Source organism: Bradyrhizobium sp. USDA 3315, assembly GCF_054056795.1.
In genome coordinates, this window is sequence record NZ_JBSRYP010000001.1 from 5142876 (window position 1) to 5158619 (window position 15744).

General features: G+C 60.8%; 14 protein-coding genes and 1 pseudogene. 9 read left to right on the forward strand and 6 right to left on the reverse strand.

What is annotated here, in order from left to right:
- Positions 1 to 49: 49 nt before the first annotated feature.
- From ACVIYL_RS23825 to ACVIYL_RS23855, 7 genes are all read left to right on the forward strand, one after another.
- Positions 50 to 361, forward strand: coding sequence for a hypothetical protein (locus ACVIYL_RS23825; protein WP_456781876.1), 312 nt, complete (start codon positions 50 to 52; stop codon positions 359 to 361).
- On the forward strand, positions 252 to 731 hold the full coding sequence (locus tag ACVIYL_RS23830) for a VWA domain-containing protein (protein ID WP_456779992.1): 480 nt from the start codon (positions 252 to 254) through the stop codon (positions 729 to 731). The genes ACVIYL_RS23825 and ACVIYL_RS23830 overlap by 110 nt, the downstream gene beginning before the upstream one ends.
- Positions 724 to 2247 (forward strand): VWA domain-containing protein, encoded by a 1524-nt coding sequence (locus tag ACVIYL_RS23835; protein WP_456779993.1) that lies wholly within the window; start codon positions 724 to 726, stop codon positions 2245 to 2247. Before ACVIYL_RS23830 ends, ACVIYL_RS23835 begins: the two co-directional genes overlap by 8 nt.
- A complete protein-coding gene (locus ACVIYL_RS23840) occupies positions 2244 to 3632 on the forward strand; it encodes a BatD family protein (protein WP_456779994.1) in 1389 nt (462 codons plus the stop codon). The genes ACVIYL_RS23835 and ACVIYL_RS23840 overlap by 4 nt, the downstream gene beginning before the upstream one ends.
- Entirely contained in the window at positions 3629 to 4687 is a 1059-nt protein-coding gene (locus ACVIYL_RS23845) for an HAD family hydrolase (RefSeq protein WP_456779995.1), read from the forward strand. Before ACVIYL_RS23840 ends, ACVIYL_RS23845 begins: the two co-directional genes overlap by 4 nt.
- 149 nt (positions 4688 to 4836) lie before the next feature.
- Positions 4837 to 5874 carry a zinc-dependent alcohol dehydrogenase family protein gene (locus tag ACVIYL_RS23850; RefSeq protein WP_456781877.1) on the forward strand — a complete coding sequence of 346 codons (1038 nt, stop codon included), beginning with the start codon at positions 4837 to 4839 and terminating at the stop codon, positions 5872 to 5874.
- A gap of 216 nt (positions 5875 to 6090) precedes the next feature.
- A complete protein-coding gene (locus ACVIYL_RS23855) occupies positions 6091 to 7110 on the forward strand; it encodes a SphA family protein (RefSeq protein ID WP_456779996.1) in 1020 nt (339 codons plus the stop codon).
- A gap of 1214 nt (positions 7111 to 8324) precedes the next feature.
- Here ACVIYL_RS23855 and ACVIYL_RS23860 read toward each other — a convergent pair.
- Positions 8325 to 9497: an amino acid aminotransferase gene (locus tag ACVIYL_RS23860; RefSeq protein WP_456781878.1), complete on the reverse strand. Its 1173-nt coding sequence runs from the start codon at positions 9495 to 9497 to the stop codon at positions 8325 to 8327.
- A gap of 289 nt (positions 9498 to 9786) precedes the next feature.
- Positions 9787 to 11376 carry a tryptophan halogenase family protein gene (locus ACVIYL_RS23865; protein WP_456779997.1) on the reverse strand — a complete coding sequence of 530 codons (1590 nt, stop codon included), beginning with the start codon at positions 11374 to 11376 and terminating at the stop codon, positions 9787 to 9789.
- An 842-nt stretch (positions 11377 to 12218) separates the two neighbouring features.
- On the opposite strand from ACVIYL_RS23865, the gene ACVIYL_RS23870 reads away from it, so the two are divergent.
- Positions 12219 to 12524, forward strand: coding sequence for an HU family DNA-binding protein (locus tag ACVIYL_RS23870; protein WP_456781879.1), 306 nt, complete (start codon positions 12219 to 12221; stop codon positions 12522 to 12524).
- Positions 12525 to 12715: 191 nt separating this feature from the next.
- On the opposite strand, the gene ACVIYL_RS23875 is transcribed toward ACVIYL_RS23870, so the two are convergent.
- Entirely contained in the window at positions 12716 to 13489 is a 774-nt protein-coding gene (locus ACVIYL_RS23875; RefSeq protein ID WP_456779998.1) for a type III polyketide synthase, read from the reverse strand.
- A gap of 228 nt (positions 13490 to 13717) precedes the next feature.
- On the opposite strand from ACVIYL_RS23875, the gene ACVIYL_RS23880 reads away from it, so the two are divergent.
- Positions 13718 to 13924 carry a potassium channel family protein gene (locus tag ACVIYL_RS23880; RefSeq protein ID WP_456781880.1) on the forward strand — a complete coding sequence of 69 codons (207 nt, stop codon included), beginning with the start codon at positions 13718 to 13720 and terminating at the stop codon, positions 13922 to 13924.
- Here the strand turns inward: ACVIYL_RS23880 and ACVIYL_RS23885 are convergent.
- The 3 genes and pseudogenes from ACVIYL_RS23885 to ACVIYL_RS23895 form a co-directional block, all read right to left on the reverse strand.
- Complete coding sequence (locus ACVIYL_RS23885) at positions 13884 to 14045, reverse strand: hypothetical protein (protein ID WP_456781983.1); 162 nt, start codon at positions 14043 to 14045, stop codon at positions 13884 to 13886. The two genes, ACVIYL_RS23880 and ACVIYL_RS23885, sit on opposite strands and share 41 nt — an antisense overlap.
- Positions 14046 to 14090: 45 nt before the next feature.
- Positions 14091 to 14388 (reverse strand): annotated as a pseudogene (locus ACVIYL_RS23890) (transposase); the annotation flags it as partial.
- Between the two features lie 566 nt (positions 14389 to 14954).
- Complete coding sequence (locus ACVIYL_RS23895; RefSeq protein ID WP_456779999.1) at positions 14955 to 15446, reverse strand: calcium-binding protein; 492 nt, start codon at positions 15444 to 15446, stop codon at positions 14955 to 14957.
- Positions 15447 to 15744 lie beyond the last annotated feature (298 nt).

Here is a 15744-nt window from a genome sequence, read left to right on the forward strand (position 1 = left end):
TGAAGTATCCGCGCGGGATCTCATGCTCGCGGTGGACATCTCCGGATCGATGGACCAGCCCGATTTCCGCACGAGCGATGGCGCGATGTTGACGCGGCTCGCCGGCGTCAAGCGCGTGATCACCGATTTCATCGCGCGGCGGCACGGCGACCGCGTTGCGCTGGTGCTGTTCGGCACCAAGGCCTATGTCCAGGCCGTTGACGCAGGATCTGCAGACCGCGACCACATTGCTAGCGCAGACCGAGGTCGGCATGGCCGGCCAGCAGACCGCGATCGGCGACACCATCGGGCTTGCGATCAAGATCTTCCAGGCCAGCAAGGCACGGGAGAAGCTTCTGGTCCTGCTCACCGACGGCAATGATACCGCGAGCCGCGTCCCTCCGGAGCATGCCGCCGACATCGCGCGCCAGAACGGCCTCGTGATCGACACGATCGGCGTCGGCGATCCGGCCGCGACCGGCGAGAACCGCGTCGATCTCGGCGTCCTGCGGTCGGTCGCCGAGACGACGGGCGGCCATTTCTACCGTGCCGAGGACGGTGCGCAGTTGCAGGCGATCTACGCGGACATCGACCGTCTCGCGCCGGCCAAGCTCGATACGCTGTCATGGCGGCCGAAGCAGCCGCTGTTCCAGTGGCCGCTCGGCGCCGCCGTGGTGCTGTCGCTGCTGCTGTGGCTCGGCCTGTCGCTGGAAAGCGGGCTGGGACGAAGGGGAGCGATCGGCCATGCATGACGCGGCCGCGATTCCCTTCCATCTGCTGCGGCCGCTGTGGCTGCTCGCGCTGATTCCCGTCGCTGCCGTCTTCGCATGGGTGCGGTGGCGGCAGAGCCCGCAGGCGCAATGGGGCGGGGTGATCGCGCCGCATCTGCTCAACCATCTCATCGTGCAGCCGGGGGCGGGACGCGGCGTCAGCCCGCTTTATCTGGTCGCCGCCGCGCTGTCGCTTGGCATCGTCGCGTTGTCGGGCCCGACCTGGCGGCGTGAGCTGCCGCCCTTCGTCGAGGATGAGGCGCCGTTGATGATTGCGCTGTCGCTCGACAACTCGATGGGCGAAACCGACGTTGCGCCGACGCGGCTCGAACGCGCTAAGCAGAAGATCAGGGATCTGCTCGCTGCACGCGCCGGCGCGCGAACCGGGCTGATCGCTTACGCAGGCACCGCGCATCTGGTGATGCCGCTGACCGACGATCGTGCGGTCATCGAACCGTTCCTCGCGTCGCTCGCACCCGGCCTGATGCCGTCAGCCGGGAAGAACGCGGCCGCGGCCGTGACGCTCGCCGCGGAGGCGCTCTCGACCGACACGGTCCCGGGGACGATCCTGCTGGTCTCCGACGATCCCGCTGACGAGGCGGGCGCGGTTCGTCAGGCCGCCGGCCGGAACGGCCTGGTCAAGCTTAGCGTCACGCCGAAGCACAAGGGCGCGGGGCTTGCCCTCCATCCGGACGTCGTCCAGGTCAGTATCGACGATGCCGATATTGCGGCGCTCGAACGCCGGATCGAAACCTCCTATCAGGCGGCAGAAAGCGTCAAGTTCGGCACGCAATGGCGCGACGAGGGTTTTTGGCTGCTGCTGCCGATTGCACTGCTCAGCCTGCTCTGGTTCCGGCGCGGCACGACGGTGGCATGGGTTGTCGCCTTCGTCGTGCTGTCGCACCTGTCGTGCGCCAAGGCGGAGGAGCCGCGCGGCTTTGCCGGTCTGTGGCTGACGCCGGACCAGCAGGGCCGAATCGCGTTCGATCGCGGCGACTATGCGACCGCGGCCAAACACTTCACCGATCCGATGTGGAGGGGCATCGCCGCCTATCGTGCCTTCGACTTCATTGCCGCCGCCGAGCAATTCGCGCGCGTCGATACGCTCGAAGGACATTTCGCGCTGGGCAACGCCCAGGCGCAGAACCACGCCTATGAGAAGGCGATCGCCGCCTATGATGAAGTCCTGAAGGCCGCGCCTGGCCACGTCGCCGCGAAGACCAATCGCGCCATCGTGCTGGCGGCGCTCAAGGCGCAGGAGGAGAAGCGAAAGAAGCAGGAGCAGGACGACAGCGCGCCGCCGGACGAGAAGGCAGACGAGATGCGCGTCGACCCGACTCAGAAGGGTGGCAAGAAGATCCTGGTGACACCGGCAGATCTGACCACGCCCGGCGCTGCCGAAGCCTGGATGCGTCAGGTCCAGACCACCCCGGCCGATTTCCTCAAAATGAAATTTGCGATCCAGGATACGGCGCAACCCGCGGGAGCGAAGCCATGAGGCACCAGCTCGCGATCGCAGCCTTGATGCTCGGCCTGCTCGTGCCCTGCGCGACGCTCGCCCAGCAAAGCACGCCGGCGCCGATCTTGCGGGTGACGCTCGATCCGTCGCGCGTCGTGGTGGGGCAGGCGGCCACGCTGCGGATCGAGGTGCTGGCGCCGAACTACATGACGGCGCCGCCCGAACTGCCGGACTTCCAGGTCCGCAATGCCGTGACCCGGCAGTTGCGCAGCGCCAATGAGAGCGAGGAGCGCGACGGCCTGACCTATGCCGGTGTCCGGTTCGAATATGCGATCCACGCGCAGGAGCCGGGCAGCTACGCGATCTCTGGTCAAGCCATCACCATCAAATACGCAGCCGAGCCGCCGGCGACACGCGAGGCCACGCTTGCGCTGCCGCGGATCGCATTTGAAGCGTTCATTCCGGACGCGGCATCCGACTTGCAGCCATTCCTGGCGGCGCGCAACCTGTCGATCGCGCAGACCGTCAGCCGTTCGTCGGATCAGCTCAAGGCCGGGGACGCCGTGACGCGAACCGTCACCATCAAGGCAGAGGGCATCCCGGCGATGCTGTTGCCGCCGGTGAGACTCGCGCCGCTCGACGGGCTCAAGCTCTATCCCGCGCAGCCATCCCTCCAGGACAAGACCGAAGGGCGGCCCGAGGTGCTGACATCCGCGCGCGTCGACAGCGCGGTCTACATGCTCGAGAAGGCCGGCGAATATGTGCTGCCGCCAGTCGACCTGCGTTGGTGGAACATCGACGCGCAAAGGATCGATATCGCGCATGTCGATGCGGTGACGCTGCATGTCGAGGTGAATCCAGCAGCAGGTGCATCGCCGGTCGATACGCCCCGCGTGGGCGGCTCGTGCGGTGCCTTGCTCGATGTCATTGTCGATCACTGGCAGGCGACCGCGCTCGTGCTGCTGGCGCTCGCCGGGCTCGGCTGGCTGATGCCGCTGATGGTGCGGGCGATCGTGGCCCGTCATCGCCGGCATCGCGCGGCCTATCTGCGATCGGAGACTTTCGCGTTCGGGGTGCTGCTGCGCGCCGCGCGCAAGGGCGACGCCAGGGCCGTCTACTTCGCGCTGCTCGACTGGCTCCAGCGGTTCGAACCGGTCGCGCCGCAGCACACGGTCGAGGCCTTCAAGGCCGCCGCCCATGATGCTGCGCTCAATGACGAGATTGGTGCGGTCGAGCGCGCGCTGTTTTCGCCGTCCCCCGGCGCGGCAGGCTGGTCACCCGGTCAGTTGCTGCGCCGTGTCGGTGGCGCCCGGCGCCGCATCCGGCGCGAAACGGCGCGCGCCGCAAGCTATCGGGCGACAGGACAACTCAACCCCGTTGAGAATCGCGCGTCGCTCAACCGGCAGAGGAGGCCTGCGCGATGAGCCACGATGCAGGCATCCTTGCCGTCTCGAAGCGAACGCTTCTGATCGCGTTGCTCGCGCTGCCGCTCAGCACACTCGTGCCGGCCCGCGCGTTGAGCCAGACCGACCCGCTGCGATCCTGGAACGACGGCGCCGCGAAAACGGCGATCGTCGATTTCGTCGCGCGCGTCACGACGCAGGGCGGGCGGGATTTCGTTCCACCGGCCGAGCGGATCGCCACCTTCGACAATGACGGCACGCTGTGGACCGAGCAGCCGTACTATTTCCAGCTCGCTTTCGCGCTCGATCAGGTCAAGGCGATGGCGCCGGAACACCCGGACTGGAAGACGCGGCAACCGTTCAGGGCGCTTCTGGAAGGCGATAGCAAGGCGCTGGCCGCTACCGGCGAGAAGGGCCTGCTTCAGATTATGGCGGCGACGCATGCCGGCATGACCACCGAGGCATTCGCAGCCTCCGTGCGTGACTGGCTCGCCACCGCAAGGCATCCGCGGTTCAACCGCTCTTACGACAGCCTTGTTTACCAGCCGATGCTTGAGCTGCTGGCCTATCTCAGGGCCAACGGCTTCAAGACCTTCGTCGTGTCCGGCGGCGGCGTCGAGTTCATGCGACCGTGGATGGAGCGGGTTTACGGCATCCCGCCGGAGCAGGTGGTCGGCTCGTCGGGCGTCGTGAAATTCCAGATCGGTGCCGACGGCAAACCTGACCTGATGAAGGAGGCCAGGGTCGAGTTCATCGATGACGGTCCGGGCAAGCCGGTTGGGATCAACCGCTTCATCGGCCGCCGCCCGATCTTCGCATTCGGAAACTCCGATGGCGATCTGCAGATGCTGCAATGGACCGTGGCGCGGCCGGGCGCGCGCTTCGCCGGCATCGTGCACCACACCGATGCTGTCCGCGAATACGCCTACGATCGGCAATTCAGAATCGGCAAGCTCGACAAGGCGCTGGATGCGGCCGCGGCAGGCGGCTGGACCGTGGTCGACATGAAGCAAGACTGGAAGGAGGTCTTTCCACCCTTGACCACGGCCTGTGCCGCGAAGGAGGCGAAGCCATGACCGGCTACGACATCTTCGCCTGGATCGTGGTCGCCAGCGCGATCGGCGTGTTCTGCATCGCGGGCTGGCTGCCCGGGCATGTCGCGAAGACGCGCAACTACACGGTTCGGCTCTACCGGCCCACTGAGGCGCAAGGTAGGAGATGCGAAATGAAAGCGCTCATCTTTGAAGGTCCTGGCAAAAAGGCTCTCGCGCAGCGACCGAAACCGGCCATCCTGGAGTCCGGAGACGCCATCGTGCGGATCGTGAAGACCACGATCTGCGGCACCGATCTGCGCATCCTCAAGGGCGATGTGGCGACCTGTCAGGCGGGCCGAATCCTGGGCCATGAGGGCGTGGGCGTTGTCGACGAGATCGGCCGTGGTGTGACCGCGTTCAAGCCGGGTGACCGCGTCCTCATCTCCTGCATATCATCCTGCGGCAAATGCGACTTCTGCCGGAGAGGCATGTACTCGCAGTGTCGTACCGGCGGGTGGATCCTCGGCAATAGGATCGACGGCACGCAGGCGGAATATGTCCGGACGCCGCATGCCGATACCAGTCTCCACCATTTGCCAGAAGGTGTCGACGAAGAAGCTCTCGTCATGCTCAGTGACATCCTTCCCACTGGATTCGAGTGCGGCGTGCTCAACGGCAAGATCTCGCCCGGTTCCACCGTCGCTATCGTCGGTGCCGGCCCCGTCGGCCTGGCTGCGCTGCTGACTGCACAATTCTACTCGCCTGCCGAGATCATCATGATCGATCTCGACGACAAGCGCCTCGCTATTGCACGCCAGTTCGGCGCAACGCAGACGGTCAACAGCGCCGACGGCAAAGCAGCCGAGAAGATCCGCGCGCTGACGCGTGGAGAGGGGGTGGATGCTGCCGTCGAGGCCGTCGGCATGCCGGCGACCTTCGAAATCTGCGCCGACATCGTCTCGCCGGGCGGCGTCGTGGCAAACGCTGGCGTGCACGGCGTTAAGGTCGATCTGCATCTGGAAAGGTTCTGGTCCCAGAACATATCGATCACCACGCGCCTGGTGGACACCGTCTCGACGCCCATGCTGCTGAAGACGGTCGTCTCCAAACGTATCGAACCGAAGCGGCTGATCACACACCGCTTCAAGCTCGACGACATCATGGACGCCTACGATACGTTCTCGCGTGCGGCGGAAACCGGGGCTCTGAAGGTAATCGTCGAAACATAAGAACAGCGAGGAAGACAGTTGTGTCGGCCGGCGGAATAGAGGTCCCGGAACAACCCAGGCAAGAAGGTGTCTAACATTGCAATGAGCGCGTCGAAGAGCGCGTCAGTTAAGGCGATGCAAGGGGCCGTGGATGCTCCAGGCGGGAATGCCGGGCGCGGCGTCGAACAATTGCACGGCGGCCAGTGACAGAAAGTTAGCGACGGAAGGAGACCAGCCATGAAACGGAATTGGACGGGTCAATCACTCATCTTGGGGGCGGCTCTGTCGCTGGGTTTTGCATCGGACGTGCGAGCCGATGCCGGAGGACTGAGCTTCTGGCTGCCGGGGACGTTCGGCAGCCTTGCGGCCGCGCCCGCCGTTCCGGGCTGGTCGTACGCATCGATCTATCTTCACCTCGACGCGAGCGGTGCCCGAGGTGCCAATTTCGTACTCCCCGGCGGCGGTCGAGGCGCGGTTGCTGTCGGGCTCACCGACCATGCGGATGCGCTGATTCAAGGCGTCACCGATACATCGGCGCTGCCTGTGCTTGGTGGCCAGGCCGCATTAACCATCCTGGGAGTTCCGGGAAACGTCGGCGTCGGCATTGGTGGAACGGTCACCGGACCTTTGGGGAATATGGTTTCCGGAGTGCGCACGGACAACCGTACGAGTGTGGCGGACGTCTTCTATCAGGGCACCCTGAAGTGGAGTCAGGGCGTGCATAACGAGATGGTCTACATCACGGGCAACATCCCGAGCGGCACCTATGATGTAAACCGGCTGGCGAATTTGAGCTTCGGCTTCGCCGCGTTCGATGCCGGCGGCGGCTACACCTACTTCGATCCCAAGGCAGGAAACGAGTTCTCCGTCGTCGCGGGCCTGACCTACAGCCTTCCCAATCCCGACCTTCAGTATCAAAACGGCATTGACTTTCATCTCGACTGGGCGGCGTCGAAATTCCTGACCCAGACGTTCCAGGTCGGCGTTGCGGGCTACTACTTCCAACAAATCACGGATGATCGGGGTGTGGGTGCGGTTCTCGGCGGCTTCCGAGGCGTGACCGTCGGGATCGGCCCTCAAGTCGGATTTCTCATCCCCAATCTCTTCGAGGGCTATCAAGGTTACCTGAATCTCAGGGCCTATACAGATCTCGAGACCGAGAACCGGCCGAAGGGCTGGAGCAGCTGGGTGGCTTTCCAGATCTCACCTCAGGCGCCGAAGCCGCCAGCTGCGAAGCCGCTGACGCGCAAATACTGAGAAGAGCGAGCGGGAGCTGTGCGATATCCGAGAAGCGTGTGGGAGATTGACGATGTCAGAGAGCCCGGCCGGCTTCGCCAAGACGTCTTCGCCTGCCGCGAGGACGCCTGCGTTGCAGATCGTGTACGACACCGCCCCGATCGGCCTTGCTGTACTTTTCCCCGACTGCCGCTACCTTCCAGCGCCTGACCGACATCTGCGGTATCTCGGTCGACGGGCATCTCGGATCCGTTCGCGATTGCGTCCCGGGTCTAGCCGATGCGGTGGAAAAGTATCGTTTGCTCGATCATCGCGACGGGCGAACCGGTGGCGGGGATCGAGGTCGCAAGCCAGCGCAAGGATCGAGCCGAAGACCGCTGCTGGGTCACCTGCTGGCATCCGCTGCGCGATCCGAACGGAGAGATCATCGGCGTCAACCTCGCGGCGGGAGGCCGCCGAGGCGATGGAGGCCTTGATCCAGATCTCATTCGGCGTGCGTTGCGCGCTCGTCCGGCGATCTGCGCGACACTTTCGGCAAGGCCGAAAGCCCCGACCTCCAAGGCTGCAAGCTCCCTCATCCGGTGGCGGCCTTTCACGACCGCGCGACGGGGGAGAAGCTGGAGCGCTTCGCCGTGCTGGTTCAGCGAGGCACGTCAAGGCTCGCAGGCGTCAGGATGCGTCTCTACGAATCCGGCGCGGTCAAGACCTCGGCGGAGACGATCGAAGCGAGCCGCAAGCGCATCCATGCTGCGGTTGCCGGCCTCGGCAATCCACACCCCGCGCTGCGCACCTGGCTCCCACTGATCAACAGTCTCGCCGGTCTCATCTATGAGCCGCCTCCCTTGCCGGAGAGCTCGGCCTTACTGCAGCCGAACGGGCCGTGGCGCGACGCAGCGAGCGATCTCGCCAAAGAATTCGCCCGCGATCTCGCGGCACTCGCTCCGCCGTCGCAGCCGCCCTTGCTTCCCTCTGGATTGCCGCAATGCCTGTACGATCCCGGGCGGCGTATCGTGCTCTATCCCGATCTCGACGGCAAGGCCGGCGAGGTGCTGCCACTGGTTGCGGCATTCATCGGTGCGAAGAATTTGGACGAGGAGCAATCCCTCGAGACGCTGGCCGCCAATCTGCGCGCGCCGGCTGCGGCCGGCAGCGCGCTGCGCGCAAGAGCCGAGCCGGCGCCGGTTTCGGTCGACGGTCTTTTCATTCGAACTGTCGGAATTTCAAACGCTGTCCAGTCACACGCAGCCCTCGGCCATCAGACCGGCCACGATCATTTGCACATCACCGGCGCCCATCCCAGCAAGATTCACGCGACCCGACTCCGCGACATAGATGCCGTGGTTCGCTCTCAGGGCGAGAGCTTTCGCCTTTGTGATGTTGAGGTTCGAGAATAGGCCTCGTTGATGGCGGATAAAATCGAGCGAGAGGTGACCTCCGGCGAGTGCTGCCCGATTAGCATTTACTCGGTTACACATCTCTATGAGCTCCGCCTGCCAGATACTCACCAAATCCGCACGTTCGAGAACCAACCTGACAACGGCTGCGCCGTGATCCGGGGGCATCGACCAGTTGACGCGCGCCAGAGCTGCCATATTGCTCGCAATCTTGCTCACATCGGATGGAGTACGCGCCAAAGTGTACAGCGCTCCGACGCGCTCGCGATAAAGCCCAAAATTCTTGTCGCAGGAATATGCAATCATAGCCTCATCAACCGCGTTCAATATCAACCGAGTAGCGGCCGCATCTTTCTCTAGCCCCTCACCCAAACCCTGATAAGCGAGGTCGATGAAGGGGACCAATCCTCGTGCCGAGAGGATTCGCGCAATCTCGTTCCACTGCTCGATGGAGAAGTCCAGGCCAGTCGGGTTGTGACAGCACCCGTGCAGGAGGACGATATCACCGCTCTCTGCTTCCGTAAGTGCCTGGCGCGCGCCTTCGAAATTGACCGCCTGGTGCGCCAAATCGACGAAGCGATAATCTTTTAGCGCGACGCGCGCGGAGGAGAAGATCGGCCCATGATTGGACCAGCTCGGCGTCCCAATCCATACCTTGGCATTTGTGCTTGCTGCATTGATCAGTTCGGCACCTAATCGCAGCGCTCCGCTTCCGCCGGGGGTCTGAATGCCGATCAGACGATCGTTGAAGCCATTTCCCTCTCCGAAAATGATCGGCTTTAAGAGGTCGACGAAATCCGGATCTCCTTCTGGTCCCAGATATCTCTTGCTGTCTTGAGATTCGAGGAGGATGCGCTCGGCCTGCTTCACCGCCTTCATAACGGGTGTATTGCCGGACGCGTCGCGATAAACGCCGATGCCCAAGTCGACTTTGGAACCTCGTCCATCGGACTGAAACTCCTTAATCATCGAGAGGAGGCTATCGGCTGGCTGTAGGCGAAGCTTATCGAACATATTGTCTCCGGGTTGCGCGAGTGTCGCGGGAACATGACCGACTTTCCCGACATTTTGACATGATGCTTCTTGGTGGATCGAAGGGCGCCGGAAATGTCCACTCAAAGGAAAGTCAACTTCCTGGTTCTCTAGGCCGTCGCAATCAACCCAGCTGATCGCTACTTCGTTAGTATCACCGGCTTGAGCAAGACCGGTTCTAGTCATTCCAAACGCGCTCGCCGCATCGAGATTGAGCTTGGCGGCTGTTATACGATCTGCTCTCATTGGCCATGCGCGCTGTCTCTTCGCGCTACTCCGCTGTTGCAGAAGAGTGCCTAGCTCGCCGAAGATGTTGAAGGTATTCCAAATGGCTGGGCAATGTGCGGAGTAACTCGCCCGTGCGATCACGCACTTCTTGAAATGCCGCGAGGGCAGCGCTTACGTTAGAGTGCCGCAGGATAGGCAGACTGCGGACAGGCCGATAGTTCAACCCAAGGAGCATCACAGAATAGGAGTAGAATTCGAAGCCGTGGTAGGAGGTATTGATACTCCTTTCATTCGGAAGCCGTTTTTTCCAAAGCTCAAGACGTTGGTCCATTGACGGAGGGACAAAGAGTCTCTTTGTCTCCTGCCAAAACGGCGTGTCGACCCTGTCAGACGCGCGATAATGAAGGACAAGAAAGTCGCGTACCCCCTCGATGCATTCGGCCATGATCCTATTGTATTCGGCCACGACATCCGGGTCCGTCGTGGCGCCCGAATAATTACGAAGCAGCTCTTCAATGCCGAGCTGAATGAAGAAAATCCCGGTCGACTCTAGTGGCTCCACGAAACCGGAAGACAAGCCGATTGCGACGCAGTTCTTGACCCAAGAATTGCGACAACGGCCGATTCGCATCTTGATGTGATGCGCGCTGCAATCTCTTGCGCGCAGACCAATATGTGCGCGAAGCGCAGATTCAGCTTGTTCGGAAGAGATGAACCGACTGCAATAGACGTAACCGGTTCCGACGCGGTTATAGAGAGGAATGTTCCAGACCCAACCGGACGATAGCGCGGTGGCTGTGGTAAAAGGCTCGATGTCCGATCGGTCGGCTGGGTAGGGGACCTGCAGCGCTACCGCGCGGTCGTTCAGTAAGACGTCTTGGAATGAAACGAACGGTTCCTTGAGCGCCTGGTTAATGAGGAGGCCGCGAAAGCCGGAGCAATCTATATAAAGCGATCCCTTCACTGGCCCATTTCTGCGCGTCCTAAGACAATCGATCGAACCATCCGTCGAGAGAAGCACGTCGTCGACATCGTCTTCGATGCAGCGAACGCCAAGCGCCGTCGCATAATTCTTGAGAAAGCTCGCGAGCAGACTGGCTTCAAAATGATACCCATAAGGGTACTGCAACCGGTGATTAGATAGGAACGTGTTTGGTTGGGTCTTGCGAGCAGAATTGAACGTGCCGTTGACATTGTGATCGAAGATGTCACCGTTCAGATATCTTGGGGACCTGTTGTTCTCGCACAGAGAGGGGGTACTAAAGCAGGCGGAATCGAATGCCGTCTCGTTAGGCTCTAGGTGCAACCACCATTCGCCAAGATTGTTTCCGTCTACGACGTCATAGCGTTGAAACGGATGATAGAAATGGCCGCCGCCAGTGGTCCAGTTGGCGAATTTGATCGCGAGCTTATAGGTAGCATTACATTGTGGCATCCATTCTGATTCATCCAGGCCAAGATAATCAAAAAATAGCTTGATTGTGCTGAAGCTGGCTTCACCAACCCCAATCGTACCAACATTGGCAGACTCGATAAGCGCGATATCGACACCTCTCAAGGCCTTTTTGAGATAGGCGGCAGTCATCCACCCTGCCGACCCGCCGCCCAAGATGACAATAGAGTCACTGCTCATTCATGGCTTCCTGTTTCGGTCATCAACGCTCGCTGCTTGTCGGAGGCATCCAACGGGGTGGAGAGTTCTAGGTCCGATCGAGGAGAGCATCGCTCGGCACGCTCACGTCGTGGATCGCGGATTTCATCGCTTGTGAGATAGGATCTGATCCGCCTTAAAGACGATAGCTCAAACCAACGTCTGAAAGCGTAGATTGCGTTCACAACGACAGCTGAACCGGAACTCGTAAACGTCCGCTTGCGCAATGAAGGCGCGTTGGCGCTATTGCAACCGTCGCCCGTGATTGCATCACAACCTCCTTTCGAAAGGGAGCTGCCTGGGCCCAACCTCCTTCAACTGCTTTGGGAGCTTCGATCTGAGACCATTCGAAGCGGAACTGGCGCGCACCGAGCGCAATGACACACCACTATATCTAAGCGAATGGTGTGGAGAGCGCCGAAACGGCTCTGCTTTTCGCTGATAGCGGGATTCGGGCGGCGTGAGACTAAGAGCTGAGACATTCGCGATCGTTGGACAGCTTTTACGTGGTCGGGGGACCGTCCCCGCCTTCCGAATAGTGTACAATCTAACGCTGCGTGCGATTCAAGCCCCTTCGAGAGCTCGTCGATTGACCCTGTCCAACTCTTGCTCATGGCTCCCAACCAGGGGCAACACGGCCGAGTCGCGAGAAGATTGAGTTTGCTTAGAACGCCTGCCGAGGCCTGAAGTAACAGTCCTGGTGGCCCGGTTGAAGCGGCCAGCCAAAGCTGGTTATTCATCCTGCGATGACAGTCCTTCATCAGTGCCAGCATAAAGCTATCTTGACAGTTGCCGACGCTTTCGAGCAAATGGCAACTTCCCAAATGGCAACAGCGGCGTCGATGATCAGGTCCGCACTCGTTCAACGTATCGCCGACAGCTGCCCGCATCTTTATCAGAGCGTGGTCAACAATATTGTGAGCGCAATCCTCGATGAGATCGTTGAGGGGCTCGCGCGCGGTGACCGGGTTGAGTTGCGGGGCTTCGGAGTATTTTCGGTCAGCGATCGACAGGCGCGCACGGGCCGCAATCCAAGAACGGGCAAGTACGTGCAAATCGAGCAAAAGCGCTTTCCGGTCTTCAAGGCCAGCAGGGCAGTGCATGAGCGCCTTAACCGTGACGTGGATTAGAAAGCGATCATCCCGCGGACTGAGGTTGTCTAAGAGAGGACAGCCTGACCGATTACGGAGCGATGCTGTAACCGCAACGGTCCCGCGGGACGCTGCTGGGATGCCATTGGAACAGAGCAGACCAGCCGCAGCATCTTGGGCGCGCGAGCGCTCGACAGGACCGGCCACGAGGTTGGCGATGCTGGTGACTACTAGGCGACCCGCTTCGATCGGTTGCCCAACAACTCAAGGTGTGCGGGCGTTGGTTGTGCGGTTTCGGTATCAGCCCATTTCAGTAGCGACAGTTCGGCCGAGAAGCCTGGCCCAAAGGCGCCTAAGATGGCGTATGATCCCGGCGCTTGCTCCTCGTGCGCCAGCACGTGTTCCAGAACGAATAGCACAGTGGCGCTGGACATATTTCCATGAAGTCGAAGCGTCTCATAGCTGGAAAAGAAGTTCTCGGAGGACCTCCCAAGGCCCCGCTCACAAACCTCCAACACTTTTCTCCCGCCGGGATGAAAGATAAAGCTCTTCACCTGGCTAGGAAGGATGCCATCATCCGCCAGCAACGATCGCATTGCACGTGGCATCAATTCGCTGATCATTGATGGAATGCGCTCGGAGACCACGACTTCAAATCCGGAGTCGCCAAAATGCCAGCCCATTAGAGAAGTCGAGTCCGGGTGAAGCAAACTCGTACTTCTCACGATATCCAGTTTGCCAAAGCCGCTTTCAGCTGGTCCGATTAATAGCGCGGCAGCGCCATCTCCAAAGAGGCTTGAGGCGACAACGTTCTTTGGGGTGAGATCATTCGGCTGGAATGTAAGGGAAGTCAACTCCACGGCAACGAGGAGAATGCGTTCGTTGGTTGCTCGGCAAAGGGCTCCTGCTAAGCTGACTCCCGATGCTCCCCCAGCGCATCCCAGGCCAAAAATCGGCGTCCGTCCCACATCTGCACGTAATCCGACCTTCAAGATCAGGTCCACGTCGAGACTACCGTCACATTCGTTGGTTCGTTGGATGGGTCTCCAAAATCGATTTTCAGGGCAGTACAGCTTGTCGGCGCATGGCGTTATTTTTTGCGTTGGTTCATTACTACGTGGCCCTGTTTTCGGGACCTGGCGCATACAGTGGAATGATCTGCCGACAAAAACTCGTGGCTATGGTCCGAATACAATCGGTTTCCGCGATTGTTTACACTGCCCCCAATTGGCATGGTCGTTGATTGCATCTATTTCAGCTTTGTAACGATGGCGACCGTCGGCTACGGCGACATATATCCGCACTCGATACCGGCAAAGATTGCGACCGTCTCAGAAATACTTTCCGCGTTTATCTTGATTGTCGTGATATTGGCGCGAGTCATTAGCCGTCCAGAGCTCAAACGTGATGAACTTTCTGCTCCTCAATCCCCTCGTTAGCCAAACCAAGGATGAGGTAGACGAGTGCGTCGACGGCGTCATCGCGCTTTTCACTGCCAAAGCCGAGTAGCTGTGTGATGAGCTGCTCGCATTCTCTGCGCGGAAACTTGACCACGCCCATCTTGATGTATCGCGCGCACTACGCGGAGCCGCGCGCGCTTGTCTTGCTGGTTCGCAAGTGGACCCAGTGCTCCGCAGGAAAGTCATAGAATGCCAGCAGATGCCCGCAATCCTTGGTCAGGCAATCGATCGCGCGCATATTTCGTGCCGTATTTCCCGGCGAAGGCTTCGAGTCCGAGCTCTGCGGCAGCTCGGCCCGGCGCCATGCAGATGTCCTGCAACGCCTTCTTCATGCCGCTCTGCACTGAGCTCGAACCTTGTTGAGCACGTTGACGGGCTTGTGCTGCGAGCCGCGTGCTGGGGAAGACTTCGTCCATCGCCTTCCAGAAGCCCAAGCTTCCATCGGAATTTCCCAAAGGCACGCCGTCCTGGATCAGGCAGATCGCCATTCCCGTGATCGCCACCGCGGCCATTCTGGGCGTCACCGCTTACGGGGCGCAGCAGATTCTCGCGATCCACGATAGCTGCCGGGATATACATCTCTCTCGCCCGGCGAACCGCCGCAGCTCGCTCCTTACAACACTGGCTGGATGGAGGGCGGCGCCACCTGGGATGCCGTCGCGCACGACCGAGACCTATCGCAAACAATACCCGGCGTGGAATATCGACTAGGTTCCCGGTCGAGAATATTCCCAGAAGGACTGGCTTGGCCATGCCCGCTACCGGTTCAAATTGACTTTTAGCGCCACTCCCAAAGGGATGGGTATCTTTGCCTGATCGCCGAGGGGCCGGCTTCGACCCGGCCTCTCTTTCTCTACCCGCTTTCTTCGTCGGACCATCACGGATGTCGGCCGGTTGAGAATTCCTTCGATTGGCGACGGCGGTTCGCTAACGGCAGAATGGTTGTGCTGCGGCGAACGCCGTGCCCGTGCGCTATGCTCGGCCGACAAGTACAATACAACCGAGAGGATCAGATGGGGTGATCCGTGATATGCATGATTGAGAAATAATTCTCCGGGTGGTGCTGAACGTCGCTAGCTCTCACATTTGAGAGCGTGATTGAATTGCCCTCTCCAAGATCGACGACCGAGCTATTGGAACCTGCCGCCTCGATGTGACTGGCAAGATCGGCAAGCGTATGAATACCCGTGTGATTGATCCCGTCCTCGATGTGCAACCTATCCCCCGCCGTGAAATCCTTCACGAAATCCTTGCCGTTCCCGCTCGTGAACACGAAGTTGTCGTTGCCCTGATTGCCGAACAGGACGTCGTTGCCCTGACCGCCGTACAGAAAATCGTCGCCCGCACCACCAGAGATCGTGTCGTTTCCCTGATTGCCCTCCAGCTCATCGTCGCCCGCGCCACCGGAAATCAAGTCGTTCCCGCCCAGACCTTGGATAAAGTCCCTATCAGGCGTCCCAACGACGTGATCGTTGGAGTTCGTGCCGCGGAATACAGCCATATTTTCTTCTCCTGTGTGAGCGGTCACAGAAGTGATCGCGCTCTCGTTGACAGTGATACATATCGGACCTGACGGAAGCCTGACTTGCACACGCCGCGCAGGGGGTCGGAAAGTTTGGACCGTAACGCCAGCTGGCGTTACCGCGCGCCTTCGATAGATCGACGAGCGCGCTAACCGGAACGACCGGTTCGCGTATTGGATGATCGATGCGGCGCGTAGGGCCGGGTATCGTGGCGTTGGCATGAGCACGCACTTGAACGCCGGGAATTCTGCGTGCACATGCCGACGCGGGAATTTT